This is a genomic window from Histophilus somni 2336 (assembly GCF_000019405.1).
GTDB classification, from domain to species: domain Bacteria; phylum Pseudomonadota; class Gammaproteobacteria; order Enterobacterales; family Pasteurellaceae; genus Histophilus; species Histophilus somni.
The window spans coordinates 2,150,178-2,166,181 of the sequence record NC_010519.1; the positions used below are offsets into that span (position 1 = coordinate 2,150,178).

Here is a 16,004-nt window from a genome sequence, read left to right on the forward strand (position 1 = left end):
GAGCAAGCACATTAGATAATTTTCTCATTCTTAAAACTAAAAATCCTTGTAGAAAATCGTTTTTTACAAGGATTTTTGTGTTGAACAACAATCTGTTTAATTCAACATTTTCTTTAACTGATATAAACACTCAAGTGCTTGCTTCGGACTTAACTCATTAGGATCAAGCGTTTTTAGCGTTTCAATCACCGCACTTGTATTCTCCTCCTCTTCCATTAAAGTTAATTCCCCTTGAACTTGTGTCAAAACGGACTGTGATTGGTAACTGTTTTGCTGAGAAAGTGTTTCAAGCTGTTTTAATTTCTGTTTTGCCGATTTAATTACATTTTGTGGGACACCGGCTAAAGCAGCAACAGCCAAACCATAGCTTTTACTTGCCGCACCTTCCTGTACCGAGTGCATAAAGGCAATACTGTCGTTATGCTCAAAAGCATCAAGATGAACATTATGGATACCTTCGATTTTTTCTGGTAATCCCGTCAGCTCAAAATAATGCGTGGCAAATAACGTTAAACTGCGGATTTTTTGAGCCAATTGTTCAGCACAAGCCCAAGCAAGAGAAAGTCCATCATAGGTTGAAGTTCCTCGCCCAATTTCATCAATAAGCACTAAACTTTGCTCTGTGGCTTGGTGCAAAATATTTGCCATTTCAGTCATTTCGACCATAAACGTTGAACGTCCGGAGGCAAGATCGTCAGAAGCACCAATACGTGTAAAAATTCGATCAATAGGTCCGATTACCGCACTTTCTGCAGGTACAAAACTACCAATATATGCCATTAAAGTAATCAATGCTGTTTGTCGCATATAAGTACTTTTACCCCCCATATTCGGTCCTGTAATAATCAACAAATGACGCTTTTGATTAAGTTCTACAGGGTTAGCAATAAAAGGTTCTTTTAACACTTGCTCCACAACCGGATGACGCCCTTGCATTATTTGCAAACCGACTTGTGTACTAAATTGCGGTTGAACATAATTTAAGGTTTCTGCCCGTTCCGCTAAATTGGTTAAAACATCAAGTTCTGCCAAAGTTAAACTGGCTAGTTGTAAATCACCTAAGTGCGGTAATAATTGATCGAAAATTTCATCATAAAGTTGTTTTTCTAACGCAAGTGACGCTCCTTTTGCTTTTAGAACTTTTTCTTCATAAGTTTTTAGCTCAGGAATAATATAACGTTCTACATTTTTCAATGTTTGGCGACGTACATAATGAAGCGGTGCTTTATGTGCTTGCCCTTGACTGATTTGAATATAATAACCATGCACCGCATTAAAACCGATTTTTAATGTATCAATACCAGTATTTGCACGCTCACGTTGCTCCAAATCCTTTAAGTAGCGTGTTGCTCCTTCAGACAAACTCCGCCATTCATCAAGCTCCTCGTTGTAACCTTCAGCAATGACACCGCCATCACGAATAAGTAAGGGGGGATTATCAATAATTGCTCGCTGCAAAAGTGCTAATTGCACAGAAAAATCAGCAATTTGTTGTGAAAATGCAACAAAGTGCGGTATTTTTGTTAATTGGTGTTGAATAAAAGGTATTTGTTCCAACGCTGTTCGTAGCCGAGTTAAATCTCGAGGTCGAGCGGAACGCAGGGCAACCCGAGCAAGAATACGCTCCATATCGCCAACTTGACGTAAAAGAGGTTGTAATTCTTCAACTAAATTTTGCTGCAACAGCATTTGAATATGTTGTTGACGATACTGCAATTTTTCAATATTGCGAATAGGCTGGTGAATCCAACGTTTAAGTAAGCGACTTCCCATCGGGGTAACACATTTATCTAAAATTGCAGCAAGTGTATTTTCAGTTCCGCCAGCAAGATTTTGGGTTAGTTCTAAATTTCTACGTGTTGACGCATCAATTTGTACAGTATCGCTATTTTGTAACAAGCTAATACTTTGAATATGAGGAAGTGCGGTACGTTGCGTTTCTTTTGCATATTGCAACAAACAACCCGCAGCACATAATCCTAAAACCGCTTTTTCTACACCAAAACCACGCAAATCTTTTGTACCGAATTGGCGATTAAGTAATTGAATTGCCGTACTTAATTCAAACTCCCAAAGAGGACGACGACGTAATCCTTTGAATTGTTCAATTAAATGTTTATCCTCTAACGCTTCCGAATATAGTAATTCAACCGGTTGAATACGTTGTAACTCCGCTTGTAAACTGGCGGCATCTTGTAGTTCGCTAATTTGAAAACACCCTGAAGTCATATCTAAAACAGCTAAGCCAAATTGTGTTTTTTCTTGATAAATCGTAGCGATAAGATTGTCTTGCTTTTCCGGTAACAATGCTTCATCACTCACTGTTCCCGGTGTAACAATACGTACAACTTGGCGTTCAACCGGACCTTTAGCTATAACAGGCTCACCAACTTGCTCACAAATTGCTACACTTTCCCCAAGTTGTACCAATTTTGCTAAATATCCTTCTATTGCATGATAAGGTACGCCAGCCATTGGAACCGGTTGTCCAGCTGATTGCCCTCTTTTAGTTAGGGAAATATCTAATAATTCAGCAGCTTTTTTTGCATCATCATAAAAAAGCTCATAAAAATCACCCATGCGATAAAACAACAAAACATCCGGATTTTCCGCTTTTATTTTTAAATATTGTTTCATCATTGGCGTGTGATTTTCGAATGTGTGCATGGCTTTCATTGTGTTAATAAGTAAAAAGAATGAGTGGAATTATAACAAAAGTGCGGTCTGTTTTGCTGGTGTTTTTTGTATCTGCTTTCAAGTCAAAAGAATAAAAATATGTCTAAATGATCAAGCGGTTGCTCCTGCCTTTTATATTTTTATCTCGTTTCCACTAAATAAAGGGTCAATTTCCGGCATTACGCCACGCCATAAATAAAATGCGTGAGCAGCTTGCCCAACCAGCATACCGAAGCCATCGCTAATTTTGGTTACCCCCTGTTTTTTACACAATGCAATAAAAGGCGTGTCGCTTTCTTTGCTGTATTGCATATCATAAACGGCAGAGGCAAGTTGTAAAATCTGAGGATTAATATCAATAGTTTTACCTTGTAATCCTGTTGATGTAGCATTGATGATTAAATCAAATGTTTGTATCGGAATATGTTTCAGATCCAACGCCTCAATAGTGCCAAATTGATTGAATTTATGTGCTAAGTCTTCAGCTCTACTAAAAGTGCGGTTGGTAATTAAGATATTTTGTTGAGCTTGTAATAAAGGCAATAAAACTCCTTTTGTTGCACCGCCTGCACCTAAAATCAATATTCTTTGGTTTGGTTTGAGCCAATTTAAACGTTGTAAATCGCTCACTAAACCGGCACCATCCGTATTATCAGCAAATAATGTTCCATCAGCTAATTTTTTTAAGGTGTTACAAGACTCCGCACTTAAACAACGCTTGCTATGTTGTTGTGCCAATTTAAATGCTCGCTCTTTGAAAGGAGCGGTAATATTGCAGCCTTTAGCACCTTGTGCAAAAAAATCGCTCAACTGTTGTTCAAATTTTTCTTCATCACCCAATATCGCTACATAATCTAAGTTTTGTCGAGTCTGCTTCGCAAAATATCGATGAAGTTGAGGAGATTTACTTTGAGCAATGGGATTCCCCCAAACTGCGTATTTATCCATTTTTTATCCTTGTCTAACTAATTGATTAGTAAATAAATCACGAATTTCAGATGGTTTTGTGGCTGAGCCAACCGACATATCCAATACAGGAAAATCCGCCCCGAATTGTAATCTGACTTCATCGCTGGTTTTGCAAGGTGCAATCCCACTTAAATTGGCACTGGTAGAAGTTAAAGCAAAACCTGTTTGTTCGCAAAGTATTTTGATGGCGGGATGTTGGCTTACTCGAATAGCTATACTATTAAAATTGCCACATAAGAATTTAGCAATATCTTTTTTTGCCGGCACAATCCATGTAATGGGGCGAGGATAAGTTTGTTGTAGTTTTTGCCAATGTTGAGAATTGATCTGTTCCTTATCAATAAAAGAAAAAAAATAATCTAATTTGGGTGCAACTAAAATTAAACCTTTTTCTCTTGGGCGTTGCTTTAAAATTAATAATTTTTCTACCGCACTTTGACTAAAAGGGTTACAACCTAAACCGAAAACAGCCTCTGTCGGATAGGCGACGACTTCATTTTGTTTTAATTTTTCAATAATTTGCGTGATATTCATATTGTTGTTTTGAAAATATGTTGACAATTTTTATTGATACACAACCAAGTGCGGTGATTTTCGTCTTCTTTTTTCAAGATTGCACCTTGCATTTGGCAATTGGGGCAAGGGATTAAATGAGGTTTTTGTGCTAATGTAAATTTGCATTTCGGGTACTGATTACAAGCATAAAAATTTTTTCCTTGCCGTCCATGTCGAGCAACAATTTCACCATGTTGACATTCCGGACAAACAATCTGTTGTTCTGTCGTTTCTTGTTCTTCATGCACGACAAAACGACATTCCGGATAACCGCTACAACCGATAAACATGCCGTAACTACCCTGTTTTAGTTGTAAAAAACGACCGCACTTCGGACAATTTTGAGCAAGATTTTTAAGTATTTTACTTTCATTATTAGGGTGTAAAGGCTTGATATAATCGCAAGATGGATAGTTAGAACAACCCAAAAACAATCCTTTTTTTCCTTGTTTCATCTGCAAAACAGCTTCACATTGAGGACAATGTTCTTGATGTTTGGTATGTTGGAAAAGGCTTTTTGACATATTCTTTTTTCAATCCTCGTGAGAAAAAACAACAATAAACGATCCTATCAATAATATCAACTTACAATCCTAATTTGAAAGCCATTCTAGCACAGTGTAGAATGTGCAACATTGTATTTAGGATAAGAGTTTTATGAATTTACAAGATCATTTTTTGATTGCCATGCCTCATTTAGAGGACGAGAATTTTCAGCGTTCCGTTGTGTATATTTGTGAAAATAATGAACAAGGCTCAATGGGATTAGTGCTAACTCAAGCAACAGATTTAAGCATTGCTGAATTATGTGCAAAAATGAATTTTATGATGGCGGATGAGCGTGAATATTCCGATAAATTAGTTTTATTAGGTGGGCCTGTAAATTTAGAGCATGGTTTTATTTTGCATAAGAAAACAGCCCAAGAATTTCAGCATAGCTATAAAGTTACAGATCAAATTTATCTTACAACTTCGGCGGATATAATTAATACTTTTGGTACCGCACAATCACCGGAAAAATATTTGGTTACTCTGGGGTGTGCAAGATGGGAGCCGAATCAACTGGAAAATGAAATAGCCAATAATGATTGGTTGGTTGTGCCTGCCGATGAAAATATTTTATTTGATGTGAACAGTTCGGAACGTTGGTTTGCCGCTAATCAATTATTAGGTATTGAGCATGTAAATTTTTCGTATCAACAACAAATGGAACATAGTTAATGTCAATTACAGTTTTAGCCTTTGATTTTGGCACAAAAAGTATCGGTTGTGCTGTAGGGCAAAGTATAACAGGTACGGCACAAGCACTCCCGGCATTTAAAGCACAAGACGGTATACCTGATTGGTTAAAAATTGAAAAATGTTTGAAAGACTGGCAACCTAATATTGTTGTTGTCGGGTTACCTTTAAATATGGATGGTAGCGAGCAAGATCTCACTCATCTAGCGAGAAAATTTGCTAATCGTTTGAACGGTCGATTTGGTGTGAAAGTTGAATTACAAGATGAACGCCTAACAACCAAACAAGCCCGTGATGAAATATTCCAACGAGGCGGTTACCGAGCCTTAAAGAAAGAAAAAGTAGATAGTATTTCTGCCTGTTTGATTTTAGAAAGTTGGTTTGAAAATGGTGCTTGTGGGGAATAATTACACTAAAATTAACTCAATTTCCATTTCTTTTATCGATTCTTGGGCATTTAGTAACAGCTTGTCATCGCAAATAATGCTATTGAATACATTTAATTCACAAATAGAAAATGTAGCTGTTTTTCCATATTTAGAAGAATCAGATACCAAAATTTTGTTGTAACTGGATTGCAATATTGCTTTTTTAACAGGCAGTTTTTTCTCATCCGGTGTAGTTAAGCCTCTTAAATTCCAAGATGATGTGGAAATAAATGCCAGATCAATTGAAAGCTGTTTCAATAACTGTGTAGCCAATTCACCAACAGAGGAGAAATTAGATTTATTAATTGATCCTCCTGTATGAATTAATTCACATTGTCCATGTTTCATCAAGAAATTAGCTATCACAAAATCATTTGTAATTACCAACAGATCTTCTCGTTGAGCAATATTATGTGCGATTTCTAATGTTGTTGTTCCGGCATCTAAGTAGATAGTTGTATTTACCGGTATTAGCTCAGCCGCTCGACTACCAATTTTTTCTTTTTGTAGCGTGGAAAGCAAAGATTTGTCATTGTGTGTCGGTTCAATAAATAAATGTTCTAATAATTTCACACCGCCGGAAACTGAAACAACAATACCTTCTTGCTCTAATTTTTGAATATCTCGACGAACAGTCATATGAGATACACCTAATAATTTTACTAATTCATTGATACTAATAATCTCTTGCTTACTAATCAGCTTAAGAAGTTTTTTTTGTCTTTCTGCCGGTATCATTTTTTACTCCTGATTTTTTACATAATTATATCACTTTTTCCATTTAGGCTAATATCTATAAAATTAACATTATTTAACAAATAATGTTAAATAATGTGATCGTGATCTCATTTTTTTTGTAAAAAAAAGTGCAAAATACACCATCAAATAACTTTAAAGGAGTGATCAGTATGAACCAAAAACTATTTTCTGTCGCTGTTATTGGTTTAGGTGCAATGGGGATGGGAGCTGCAAAATCATGCATTCAAGCAGGATTAGATACCTATGGCGTTGATTTAAATTTACAAGCCTTAGAGATTTTAAAAACAGCTGGAGCAAAACAAGTGAGTACAAGTGCGATAGGTTTTGCAAAAGATTTAGATGCAGTTTTGCTATTAGTCGTCAATGCAAATCAAGTAAATAATATTTTATTTGGGGAACAAGGATTGGCACAGCATTTAAAACCTAAAACTGCGGTAATGATTTCATCCACTATTTCTGCACAAGATGCCAAAGAAATTTCACAAAAATTAACAAAACTTGATTTGATAATGTTAGATGCACCTGTATCAGGTGGAGCTGCAAAAGCCGCTCAAGGTGAAATGACGGTAATGGCATCCGGATCTACAGAAGCTTTTGAGAAATTAAAACCGGTTTTAGACGCAGTTTCAGGTAAAGTGTATAACATCGGAGAAGAGATTGGTTTGGGTGCAACCGTAAAAATTATTCATCAATTACTGGCGGGAGTGCATATTGCTGCAGGGGCGGAAGCGATGGCATTAGCCGCAAAAGCAGGTATTCCACTTGATTTGATGTATGATGTAGTAACTAATGCAGCGGGCAATTCATGGATGTTTGAAAACCGAATGAAACATGTGGTAGATGGCGACTATACGCCTCTCTCCATGGTCGATATTTTTGTAAAAGATCTCGGTTTAGTGAATGACACGGCAAAATCTTTACATTTTCCACTTCATTTAGCTAGCACGGCTTATTCAATGTTTACTGAGGCTAGTAATGCAGGCTACGGTAAAGAAGACGATAGTGCGGTAATCAAAATTTTCAGTGGTCTTGATCTGCCGAAAAAAGGAGGACACTAAGATGTTAGGTGTCATAGCAGATGATTTTACCGGTGCAAGCGATATTGCGAGTTTTTTAGTCGAAAATGGCTTAAAAACAGTGCAGATGAACGGTATACCAAAAACCGCACTTCACAGCAAAGTTGATGCAATTGTAATTAGCTTGAAATCACGTTCCAATCCTGTTGAGGAAGCTATCCAACAATCGTTACAAGCCTTAGATTGGCTAAAACAAAATGGCTGTACCCAATTCTATTTCAAATATTGCTCAACTTTCGATAGTACTGAAAAAGGCAATATCGGACCGGTAACGGATGCGTTAATGGCTGCATTAGAAACTGATTTTACTGTCATTACCCCCGCACTTCCTGTTAATGGGAGAACTATCTTTAATGGTTATTTGTTTGTAGGTGATGTATTGCTGAATGAATCCGGTATGCGTAATCATCCGATTACACCGATGAAAGAGGCTAATTTAGTTCGCTTAATGGACGCACAGTCTCAAGGTAAAACTGGGTTATTGACTTATGCAGATGTTATTCAAGGTGCTGAGCGTGTGAAAGTACGTTTTACAGAATTAAAACAACAGGGCTATAAATATGCAGTAGTGGATGCGGTAGATAATTCACAGCTTGCGGTACTTGCTGAAGCCGTGGCGGATTTTAAATTGGTTACCGGCGGCTCAGGTTTGGGGGCTTACATAGCAGCGTATCGCTCAGGCGGTCAGAAAGGAACGAATGCTTTTGTACCGAATAAAGGCAAAACGGTTGTACTTTCAGGATCTTGTTCTGTGATGACAAACAGCCAAGTCAATGCGTATAAAGCCCAAGCACCAAGTTATTTCTTGCAAGCCGAGCAAGCCATTAACAATCCAAATTATGTGGAAGAACTTTATGCGTGGGTTGTTGAAAATCTAAACGGCAACTTTGCACCGATGGTTTATGCCACTGTACCGCCTGAAAAATTGAAAGAAATCCAACACCAGTTTGGTGGGAATAAAGCAAGCCATGCGATTGAAACTACATTTGCAAAACTTGCAAAAAAATTGAAAGTTGCAGGGGTAACTAACTTCATCACTGCAGGCGGTGAAACATCGAGCATTGTAGTCCAGCAACTTGCTTTCTCTGGGTTTCACATCGGCAAGCAAATTGCACCCGGTGTGCCATGGCTACAAGCAGTCGAAGAGCCGATTTTTCTTGCCTTAAAATCTGGTAACTTCGGTAAAGAGAATTTCTTTAGTTTTGCACAAGGAATGTGTGTATGACAGAACTTGAACAAAAACAACAAATGGTTGCTTTAGCTCGTTCATTATTTGAGCGGGGATATACAGTAGGTGGTGCAGGCAATCTATCCGTGCGTTTAGATAAAAACCGTATTTTAGTTACGCCAACAGGTTCTTCACTCGGACGTTTAGAAGCAGATCGACTTTCTGTGTTAGATATGCAAGGAAATGTGCTTTCTGGTGATAAACCGTCCAAAGAATCGGTTTTCCACTTAGCGATGTATCAGAAAAATCCGAGTTGCCAAGCGATTGTACATCTACATTCTACTTATTTAACCGCACTTTCTTGTTTGGAAGATTTAGATACGGAAAATGCAATACGAGCCTTCACCCCTTACTACGTGATGCGTATCGGCAAATTACCTGTAATTCCTTACTATCGCCCGGGCAACTTCAATATTGCCAAAGAATTAGGCGAGAGAGCTTTAGACGGCAAGGCTTTTCTGCTTGCGAATCACGGAGTGGTAGTTACAGGAGAAAGCCTAATAGATGCCGTAGATAATACTGAAGAATTGGAAGAAACCGCCAAACTCTATTTTATTTTACAAGGTCAAAAAGTGCGGTATTTAACCGATGATGAAGTCAATGACCTGAAACACAGAGGAAAATAAACATGCCCAAATTTGCTGCAAATTTAACCATGATGTTTAACGAAGTCCCTTTTTTATACCGTTTTGAAGCAGCTGCTACTGCCGGTTTTAAATATGTGGAATACCTTTGGCCCTATGATTATCCAGCAGATATGCTAAAGGAAAAATTAGATAAGTATGGTTTACAACAAGTTCTATTTAATACTTCAGCAGGCAATGTAGACGCCGGCGAATGGGGTGTCTCTGCGATTCCGGGGCGTGAAGCGGATAGTCACCGTGACATCGATCTTGCTCTTGAATATGCTCTTGCCTTAGGTTGTTCACACGTTCATGTGATGGCGGCAGTTGTACCGCAAGGCGAAGATCGAGAAGCCTATAAACAGACTTTCATCAAAAATGTGCAATATGCGGCAGATAAATTTAAACCGCACGGTATTAAAGTCTTGTTAGAAGCACTCAGCCCGGAAGTCAAACCTAACTACCTGCTGAAAAGTCAATTCGACACGCTAGAAATTGTTGAATCCGTCAACCGAGATAACGTCTTTGTACAGTTGGATTATTTCCACGCACAAAATGTAGATGGCAACTTGTCTCGCTTAACCGACAAACTCAACGGCAAATTTGCCCATATCCAAATTGCCTCCGTGCCGAATCGCCATGAGCCTGATGAAGGTGAAATAAATTACCAATATCTCTTTGATAAATTGGATCAAATTGGCTATCAAGGTTTTATTGGCTGTGAATATAAACCACGCTCTGACACCTTAGCAGGTTTAGATTGGTTTAAACCTTATCAACAAAAATAAAATAGGTGCTCTTTATGAATTATCAGTTACTTTCTTATCCTCTAGATGTAAAAGATCCTGGTTTTCCAAATGAACCCACTCTAACTTATGATATTTGTACAAGTACTGCACAGGGAGATGTGTATAACAGTGCTATGATTCACTTGTTTAATCATTTCGGGACACATTTTGATGCACCTAAGCATTTTAATCCACATGGTTTATCTATTACTGAATTACCTTTAATGTATTTCATTTATGAAAAACCCCTGTTAATTGATTTGCCTAAACCTGTCGGTTCGCTAATCGAACCTGAGGATTTATCCCCTTTTTTAACTCATATAAAACAGGCTGATTGTTTATTAATTCGTACTGGCTTAGAACACTTAAGATCTGAAAATCCACAACAATATGCTGAAAATGGTGTTGCCGTAAGCATTCAGGCTGCAAAATTTTTGATTGATTATGCCAGTAATTTAAAAGCTATTGGATTTGATTTTATTTCTCTTGCTTCACCAGCGAATCCTGATCATGGCATCGAAGCTCATCAAGTAATGTTAGGAATGTATAAAGAAAAATTTATTTGCATTATTGAAGATATGAAATTATCGAAGCTTAATAAAAAAACATTAAAACGTGTTTTAGCTATGCCTTTACTTGTTAAAGGAATTGATAGTGCACAAGTTACTGTGTTAGCAGAAGGATTTTAGTATGAACTCAATGAAAAATTATTTTTGGGGATGTGTATTTTTATTATTTACTTTCCTAAGTGCTTATCTTGCTTCTTTATATGATCGTGATTTTGGACGAATTGAAGTCAGTTCAGTAAGTTTTATGACAGAAGAAATGCAACCTATGGTAGCTAAACTTTATCGTCCTGTTTCCGCAACCGCAGAAACACCAAAACCTGGATTACTTGCATTACATGGTTATCAAAGCGATAAAGAAGCAACAAGTACTTTTGGTGCTTTAGAATTAGCAAAGCGTGGTTTTGTCGTATTGGCTATAGACCATTTTGGACATGGCTATTCAACAAAATTACCTGCATCAAATAAGAACATGAGTGGAGCAAATAATGGTTATCAATATTTGAAAACTTTACCTTTCGTTGATAAATCACGTTTAGGTATTTTTGGACATTCCACTGGTGCATTAAATGCAATTCGTGTTGCAAAACTCAATCCTGATCATAAGGCTGTCAATGGATTAAGTAGTAATGGCGGTGACATGGAACTGAATAACTACTTATTAACTCAAGGCTTATATGAAGAGATAGGCGGATATCGTGAAAAAACATTCCCTGTTAAAAATTTAGTTATTCACCCCAACCGCTTAATTGCTTTTGGTTTACCTGAAAACGAATCTTTAGAATGGGATCATACCTATGGTAGTTTTAAGGATGGTTCTGCACGCCGTGCTGCTATAGTTGATGGTACACACCTTGGTGTAATGATTGCTTCTAATAGTAATAAAGAAGCTATCCTTTGGTTTAATCAAGCACTACAAGATGGAGAAAAAGGGGTTGATTGGATAGAAGCAGATCAACAAACATATTGGTATAAGGAATTTTCAGGCTTGTTTGCTTTGGGTTCAGCTTTAATTGCTACATTATTTTTTGCAAACGGTTTGTTAAATAGTGCTTATTTTTCTGTTGTATGTAAACCGGTAAGCGAGAAAACTGCAGTTACTGATAAACAATGGTGGAAGTTTACAACAGTCAATATTGTATTAACTATGTTACTTTATCCATTATTTACTCAATGGGGTGGTGCTAATGAACCTATTGCATCTAAACTGAGTTTTATGCCATTAGAAATGGGTAATGGCATTATTCTTTGGTTAGTGGTAAGTAGTATCATTGGAATCATTTTATTTAGTTTATGGAAAAGAAAAGTTGCTGTTTCGCTGGCAGAATTTGGTGTGACTAGCCATTCTTCAGTATTAACGACAAGTCAAATTATTGTGCGTTATTTACTTCTAAGTATCCTATTAATTTTAGGATTGTATCTACTCACAAGTTTAATTTATCAAGCTTTTAGTGTTGAATTACGCTTTCTATGGCCTCTATTAAAACCATTAACAGCTGAACGTTTTAGTTTATTCTTTGTTTATTGGTTACCAATTTTAGTGTTTTTCTTCATTTTTAATGGATTAATTGTTTCCGTGCAAATGAAACAAAAATTGGCTACATCTTTTAGCTCAACTCTCATTATTTGGAGCATAAAAACAACCATTTTTACCACATTTGGATTAGTTATATTGTGGTTATTCCATTTTGTCCCTAATTTTATGCAAATAGGTCCAGGGTTTGATTTACTTGGGTTACCACAATTCGGTGGACGTTGGATGATGATGTTAGCTGTGATTATTCCTCAATTTATTGTATTTACTGTGATCAATCACTGGTGCTATTTGAAAACGGGATACATTTATTTAGGAGTATTTTTCACCTCTCTATTAATGACTTGGATTTTAGTAGGTGGTCAAGTAATCGGTCGGTTCCTCGCATAAAAATTAATTACTTAGAAAATTTTTAACGAAGTAGTAAAAAGCCCTATTTTTCATGGGTAGGGCTTTTTGCACCCTGCAAACCCAAAATTGCATTAAAAACAAGCGGTTTTTGTTTAAAGTGCAATCTATTTTAAGGAGAACACAATGAAAATTGTTATTACAGGAGGACAAGGTTTTTTAGGACAGCGTCTTGCAAAGACTTTGTTATCCAATTCAACTTTATCAATCAATGAATTAGTGTTGATTGATGTCATTAAACCCATTGCTCCAAACAATGATCCACGTGTGCGTTGTTTGGAAATGGATTTAAGAAATCCTGAAGGTTTAGATGAAATTATTACCGAAAAAACAACCGCTCTTTTTCACTTGGCTGCAATTGTGAGTAGTCATGCAGAGCAAGATCCAGACTTAGGCTATGAAATCAATTTCTTAGCAACTCGAAATTTATTAGAAGTTTGTCGAAAAAATAATCCTAAAGTGCGGTTTATTTTTTCAAGTTCTTTAGCGGTGTATGGTGGCAATTTACCTGAAATTATTCAAGATCACACCGCAGTTACACCACAATCTACTTATGGTTCTCAAAAAGCAATGTGTGAGTTATTGATCAATGATTATTCACGCAAAGGCTTTGTTGACGGCATTGTAGTTCGATTACCAACTATTTGTATTCGTCCAGGAAAACCGAATAAAGCAGCCTCTTCTTTTGTAAGTAGCATTATTCGTGAGCCTTTACAGGGCGAAGAAGCCATTTGTCCGGTTTCGTCAGATTTACGCCTATGGCTTTCCAGTCCAAATACCGTAATTAATAATTTTATTCATGCGTTAACTTTGCCATCGCTACCACAGCGTAGTTGGCACATTATTAACTTACCTGGCTTTACGGTTAGCGTAAAACAAATGTTATCTGATTTAGCTTCAATAAAAGGTGAAAACATCTTAGAAAAAGTGCGATTTGAATTTGATGAAAATATCAACAATATCGTCGCAAGTTGGCCGGCAGAGATTGATAATAAAACTGCTCTTAAACATGGCTTTAATGTGGATGCTGATTTCAAAGAAGTTATTCAACAATTTATTAAAAACGATATGTAACTTAGGAGCAACAGTATGTTTGACTTACCAATTCCAATCATTGGACTATTGATTGCGGTATTTGTCTTAGTCTATTTAGTGTTAAAAACACGTGTTCATGCATTTATTGCTATGCTGATTGCTTCTGCGATTGCCGGCCTTGTTGGCGGGATGTCCGTCAATGAAACTCTCGGTGCCATTAGTAAGGGGTTTGGTGGAACCTTAGGCGGTATTGGTATTGTTATCGGTTTAGGGGTTATGATGGGAAGCGTGCTTGAAGTTTCAGGGGCGGCAGAAAAAATGGCTTACAGCTTCATCAAACTGCTCGGTAAGAAAAAAGAAGAGTGGGCTTTGGCAATTACTGGTTATATTGTAAGCATTCCCATTTTCGTTGATTCAGCTTTCGTTATTCTTTATCCAGTGGCTAAAGCATTGGCAAAAAACGGAAAACGTTCTCTTTTAACCTTAGGCGTTGCACTTGCTGGTGGCTTAGTGGTAACTCACCATACTGTTCCACCAACACCCGGTCCTTTAGGTGTGGCAGGATTATTTGCTGTTGATATTGGTGCTATGTTGTTAGTGGGGATGGCTCTCGCTATATTGCCGGTTATTGGTATTGTTCTTTACGCAAAATGGCTAGATAAAAAATATCCGGAATTTAACCAACAAGTTTTCACTCAAGAAGAATTGAAACAAAAATACGATGACTATATTGAAAGTCGTGAGAAAAAGAACTTACCAAGCTTAGGGTTATCCTTACTGCCAATTGTTTTGCCAATCGTTCTGATCTTTATCAAAGCAATGTTTGATTTAGCTGCAAAAGGTCATGTGGAACTGGCTCAAATGGGAGTTTATCAATTCTTTGCTTTTGTTGGTCATCCAATGATTGCATTAGCAATCAGTGTATTAGTTGCTGTTTATACATTATTACCAAAAGCAGACCGTGATTCGACCGCACTTCATCTCGAAGAAGGAGTCAAAACTGCGGGAATTATTTTATTGGTAACCGGAGCCGGTGGTGCATTAGGTGCTGTGCTACGTGACAGCGGTGCAGGTAAACAACTAGCGGAACAAATTGCTTCATTGCCAATTTCACCAATTCTTATTCCGTTTATTGTTTCAACCCTTGTTCGCTTTATTCAAGGTTCCGGTACAGTTGCAATGGTAACGGCAGCTTCAATATCCGCCCCTATTTTGGCTCAAATTCCAGGTGTGAATATGTTGTTAGCAGCACAAGCAGCCACAATGGGTTCATTATTCTTCGGTTACTTTAACGATAGCTTATTCTGGGTTGTGAACCGTATGATGGGCATCAATGATGTGAAGAAACAAATGATAGTTTGGTCTGTGCCAACCACGATTGCGTGGGGGATTGGGGGTATCAGTGTGATTCTCTGTAACCTTGTCTGGGGTAACGATGGCTCATTATTTGATCTTTTGTTCCCTATTGCTGTAATGGCAATTATTGCATTCTACATCAAGTTCCAAAATAGAACTTTGAATAAATAATCAACGCTCAAATAGACTATGAATGTTATTCGTAGTCTATTTTTTAATCTAAGTGAGGAGTGAATATGAAAAAATATTTTATTTTGGCTAGTGGTTTGCTGTTGTCCACTTTGACCGGTGCAATACCTGATGAAATTAAATCTAATTCCAATGTGAATATAACTTTGCTCGCAGAAGTAACCGCACAAGGGTGGAGTAAGGATTGCCTATCATCATTTCCATTACTCTATTAAATTCTTCATAGAATCTATGATTTAGAGTGATAATCTGCTGAGCGTAAAGGCTTAGTGTTTCTTGTGCACTGTCTAAATGATTCATTTTCTTCCCTCACAAGCGATTAAAGCTCACTAATTTTTTGAAATTTACGCAATGATAATAACCCCATATTTGAGCACCAAATAAAAAATCACTCAAATATAATTGACAACCATTATTATTTTATTTTAATGTGAATATGCTGTAGATCGTTATAGCAAAATTATCAATTAACAAAAAACAATAGGAGGCAACTATGCGTGGACGTCGACTAAACTAATTCTATAAAAAATTATAGAGGTGATCTAATTAGATCGCTTCTATTTATCCTCTATATA

General features: G+C 37.1%; 16 protein-coding genes. 11 read left to right on the forward strand and 5 right to left on the reverse strand.

All coding sequences use genetic code 11. From position 1 onward, the window contains the following. Positions 1-96: 96 nt before the first annotated feature. The 4 genes from mutS to HSM_RS09805 all read right to left on the reverse strand — a co-directional run bounded on the left by mutS (position 97) and on the right by HSM_RS09805 (position 4,724). Entirely contained in the window at positions 97-2,667 is a 2,571-nt protein-coding gene (gene mutS, locus HSM_RS09790; protein WP_041605184.1) for a DNA mismatch repair protein MutS, read from the reverse strand. A gap of 141 nt (positions 2,668-2,808) precedes the next feature. Beyond that, entirely contained in the window at positions 2,809-3,624 is an 816-nt protein-coding gene (gene aroE / locus HSM_RS09795) for a shikimate dehydrogenase (RefSeq protein WP_012340980.1), read from the reverse strand. Between the two features lie 3 nt (positions 3,625-3,627). Next, positions 3,628-4,179: a Sua5/YciO/YrdC/YwlC family protein gene (locus HSM_RS09800; RefSeq protein ID WP_012340981.1), complete on the reverse strand. Its 552-nt coding sequence runs from the start codon at positions 4,177-4,179 to the stop codon at positions 3,628-3,630. Further along, a complete protein-coding gene (locus HSM_RS09805) occupies positions 4,176-4,724 on the reverse strand; it encodes a DNA topoisomerase family protein (protein ID WP_012340982.1) in 549 nt (182 codons plus the stop codon). The genes HSM_RS09800 and HSM_RS09805 overlap by 4 nt, the downstream gene beginning before the upstream one ends. 133 nt (positions 4,725-4,857) lie before the next feature. Between HSM_RS09805 and HSM_RS09810 the strand changes: the two genes are divergently transcribed. Together HSM_RS09810 and ruvX are read left to right on the forward strand one after the other, a co-directional pair. Further along, a complete protein-coding gene (locus HSM_RS09810) occupies positions 4,858-5,421 on the forward strand; it encodes a YqgE/AlgH family protein (RefSeq protein ID WP_012340984.1) in 564 nt (187 codons plus the stop codon). Beyond that, entirely contained in the window at positions 5,421-5,846 is a 426-nt protein-coding gene (gene ruvX, locus HSM_RS09815) for a Holliday junction resolvase RuvX (protein ID WP_011608168.1), read from the forward strand. The genes HSM_RS09810 and ruvX overlap by 1 nt, the downstream gene beginning before the upstream one ends. On the opposite strand, the gene HSM_RS09820 is transcribed toward ruvX, so the two are convergent. Further along, positions 5,847-6,605 carry a DeoR/GlpR family DNA-binding transcription regulator gene (locus HSM_RS09820; protein ID WP_012340985.1) on the reverse strand — a complete coding sequence of 253 codons (759 nt, stop codon included), beginning with the start codon at positions 6,603-6,605 and terminating at the stop codon, positions 5,847-5,849. 170 nt (positions 6,606-6,775) lie between these two features. Between HSM_RS09820 and ltnD the strand changes: the two genes are divergently transcribed. From ltnD to HSM_RS10930, 9 genes are all read left to right on the forward strand, one after another. Beyond that, complete coding sequence (ltnD, locus tag HSM_RS09825; protein WP_012340986.1) at positions 6,776-7,684, forward strand: L-threonate dehydrogenase; 909 nt, start codon at positions 6,776-6,778, stop codon at positions 7,682-7,684. A 1-nt stretch (position 7,685) separates the two neighbouring features. After that, complete coding sequence (gene otnK, locus HSM_RS09830) at positions 7,686-8,927, forward strand: 3-oxo-tetronate kinase (RefSeq protein ID WP_012340987.1); 1,242 nt, start codon at positions 7,686-7,688, stop codon at positions 8,925-8,927. Then, positions 8,924-9,556: a 3-oxo-tetronate 4-phosphate decarboxylase gene (otnC, locus tag HSM_RS09835; RefSeq protein WP_012340988.1), complete on the forward strand. Its 633-nt coding sequence runs from the start codon at positions 8,924-8,926 to the stop codon at positions 9,554-9,556. The genes otnK and otnC overlap by 4 nt, the downstream gene beginning before the upstream one ends. A gap of 2 nt (positions 9,557-9,558) precedes the next feature. Continuing rightward, positions 9,559-10,341, forward strand: coding sequence for a 2-oxo-tetronate isomerase (otnI, locus tag HSM_RS09840; RefSeq protein WP_012340989.1), 783 nt, complete (start codon positions 9,559-9,561; stop codon positions 10,339-10,341). A gap of 14 nt (positions 10,342-10,355) precedes the next feature. Then, complete coding sequence (locus tag HSM_RS09845) at positions 10,356-11,030, forward strand: cyclase family protein (protein ID WP_012340990.1); 675 nt, start codon at positions 10,356-10,358, stop codon at positions 11,028-11,030. A gap of 1 nt (position 11,031) precedes the next feature. Further along, positions 11,032-12,831, forward strand: coding sequence for an alpha/beta hydrolase (locus tag HSM_RS09850; protein WP_012340991.1), 1,800 nt, complete (start codon positions 11,032-11,034; stop codon positions 12,829-12,831). Positions 12,832-12,975: 144 nt separating this feature from the next. Further along, positions 12,976-13,923, forward strand: a complete 948-nt coding sequence (gene denD / locus HSM_RS09855) for a D-erythronate dehydrogenase (RefSeq protein WP_011608174.1) — start codon at positions 12,976-12,978, stop codon at positions 13,921-13,923. A 15-nt stretch (positions 13,924-13,938) separates the two neighbouring features. Further along, entirely contained in the window at positions 13,939-15,411 is a 1,473-nt protein-coding gene (locus HSM_RS09860; RefSeq protein WP_012340993.1) for a GntT/GntP/DsdX family permease, read from the forward strand. Positions 15,412-15,476: 65 nt separating this feature from the next. Next, positions 15,477-15,644, forward strand: a complete 168-nt coding sequence (locus HSM_RS10930) for a hypothetical protein (RefSeq protein ID WP_157857772.1) — start codon at positions 15,477-15,479, stop codon at positions 15,642-15,644. Positions 15,645-16,004: the final 360 nt, after the last annotated feature.

Excerpts from the sequence above, each read along its gene's own strand:
- ltnD (WP_012340986.1), top strand. The coding sequence starts at position 6,776 with ATGAACCAAAAACTATTTTCTGTCGCTGTTATTGGTTTAGGTGCAATG.
- mutS (WP_041605184.1), bottom strand. The coding sequence starts at position 2,667 with ATGCACACATTCGAAAATCACACGCCAATGATGAAACAATATTTAAAA.
- ruvX (WP_011608168.1), top strand. The coding sequence starts at position 5,421 with ATGTCAATTACAGTTTTAGCCTTTGATTTTGGCACAAAAAGTATCGGT.
- HSM_RS09810 (WP_012340984.1), top strand. The coding sequence starts at position 4,858 with ATGAATTTACAAGATCATTTTTTGATTGCCATGCCTCATTTAGAGGAC.
- HSM_RS09805 (WP_012340982.1), bottom strand. The coding sequence starts at position 4,724 with ATGTCAAAAAGCCTTTTCCAACATACCAAACATCAAGAACATTGTCCT.
- otnC (WP_012340988.1), top strand. The coding sequence starts at position 8,924 with ATGACAGAACTTGAACAAAAACAACAAATGGTTGCTTTAGCTCGTTCA.
- HSM_RS09850 (WP_012340991.1), top strand. The coding sequence starts at position 11,032 with ATGAACTCAATGAAAAATTATTTTTGGGGATGTGTATTTTTATTATTT.
- otnK (WP_012340987.1), top strand. The coding sequence starts at position 7,686 with ATGTTAGGTGTCATAGCAGATGATTTTACCGGTGCAAGCGATATTGCG.
- HSM_RS10930 (WP_157857772.1), top strand. The coding sequence starts at position 15,477 with ATGAAAAAATATTTTATTTTGGCTAGTGGTTTGCTGTTGTCCACTTTG.
- otnI (WP_012340989.1), top strand. The coding sequence starts at position 9,559 with ATGCCCAAATTTGCTGCAAATTTAACCATGATGTTTAACGAAGTCCCT.
- HSM_RS09820 (WP_012340985.1), bottom strand. The coding sequence starts at position 6,605 with ATGATACCGGCAGAAAGACAAAAAAAACTTCTTAAGCTGATTAGTAAG.
- denD (WP_011608174.1), top strand. The coding sequence starts at position 12,976 with ATGAAAATTGTTATTACAGGAGGACAAGGTTTTTTAGGACAGCGTCTT.
- aroE (WP_012340980.1), bottom strand. The coding sequence starts at position 3,624 with ATGGATAAATACGCAGTTTGGGGGAATCCCATTGCTCAAAGTAAATCT.
- HSM_RS09800 (WP_012340981.1), bottom strand. The coding sequence starts at position 4,179 with ATGAATATCACGCAAATTATTGAAAAATTAAAACAAAATGAAGTCGTC.
- HSM_RS09845 (WP_012340990.1), top strand. The coding sequence starts at position 10,356 with ATGAATTATCAGTTACTTTCTTATCCTCTAGATGTAAAAGATCCTGGT.
- HSM_RS09860 (WP_012340993.1), top strand. The coding sequence starts at position 13,939 with ATGTTTGACTTACCAATTCCAATCATTGGACTATTGATTGCGGTATTT.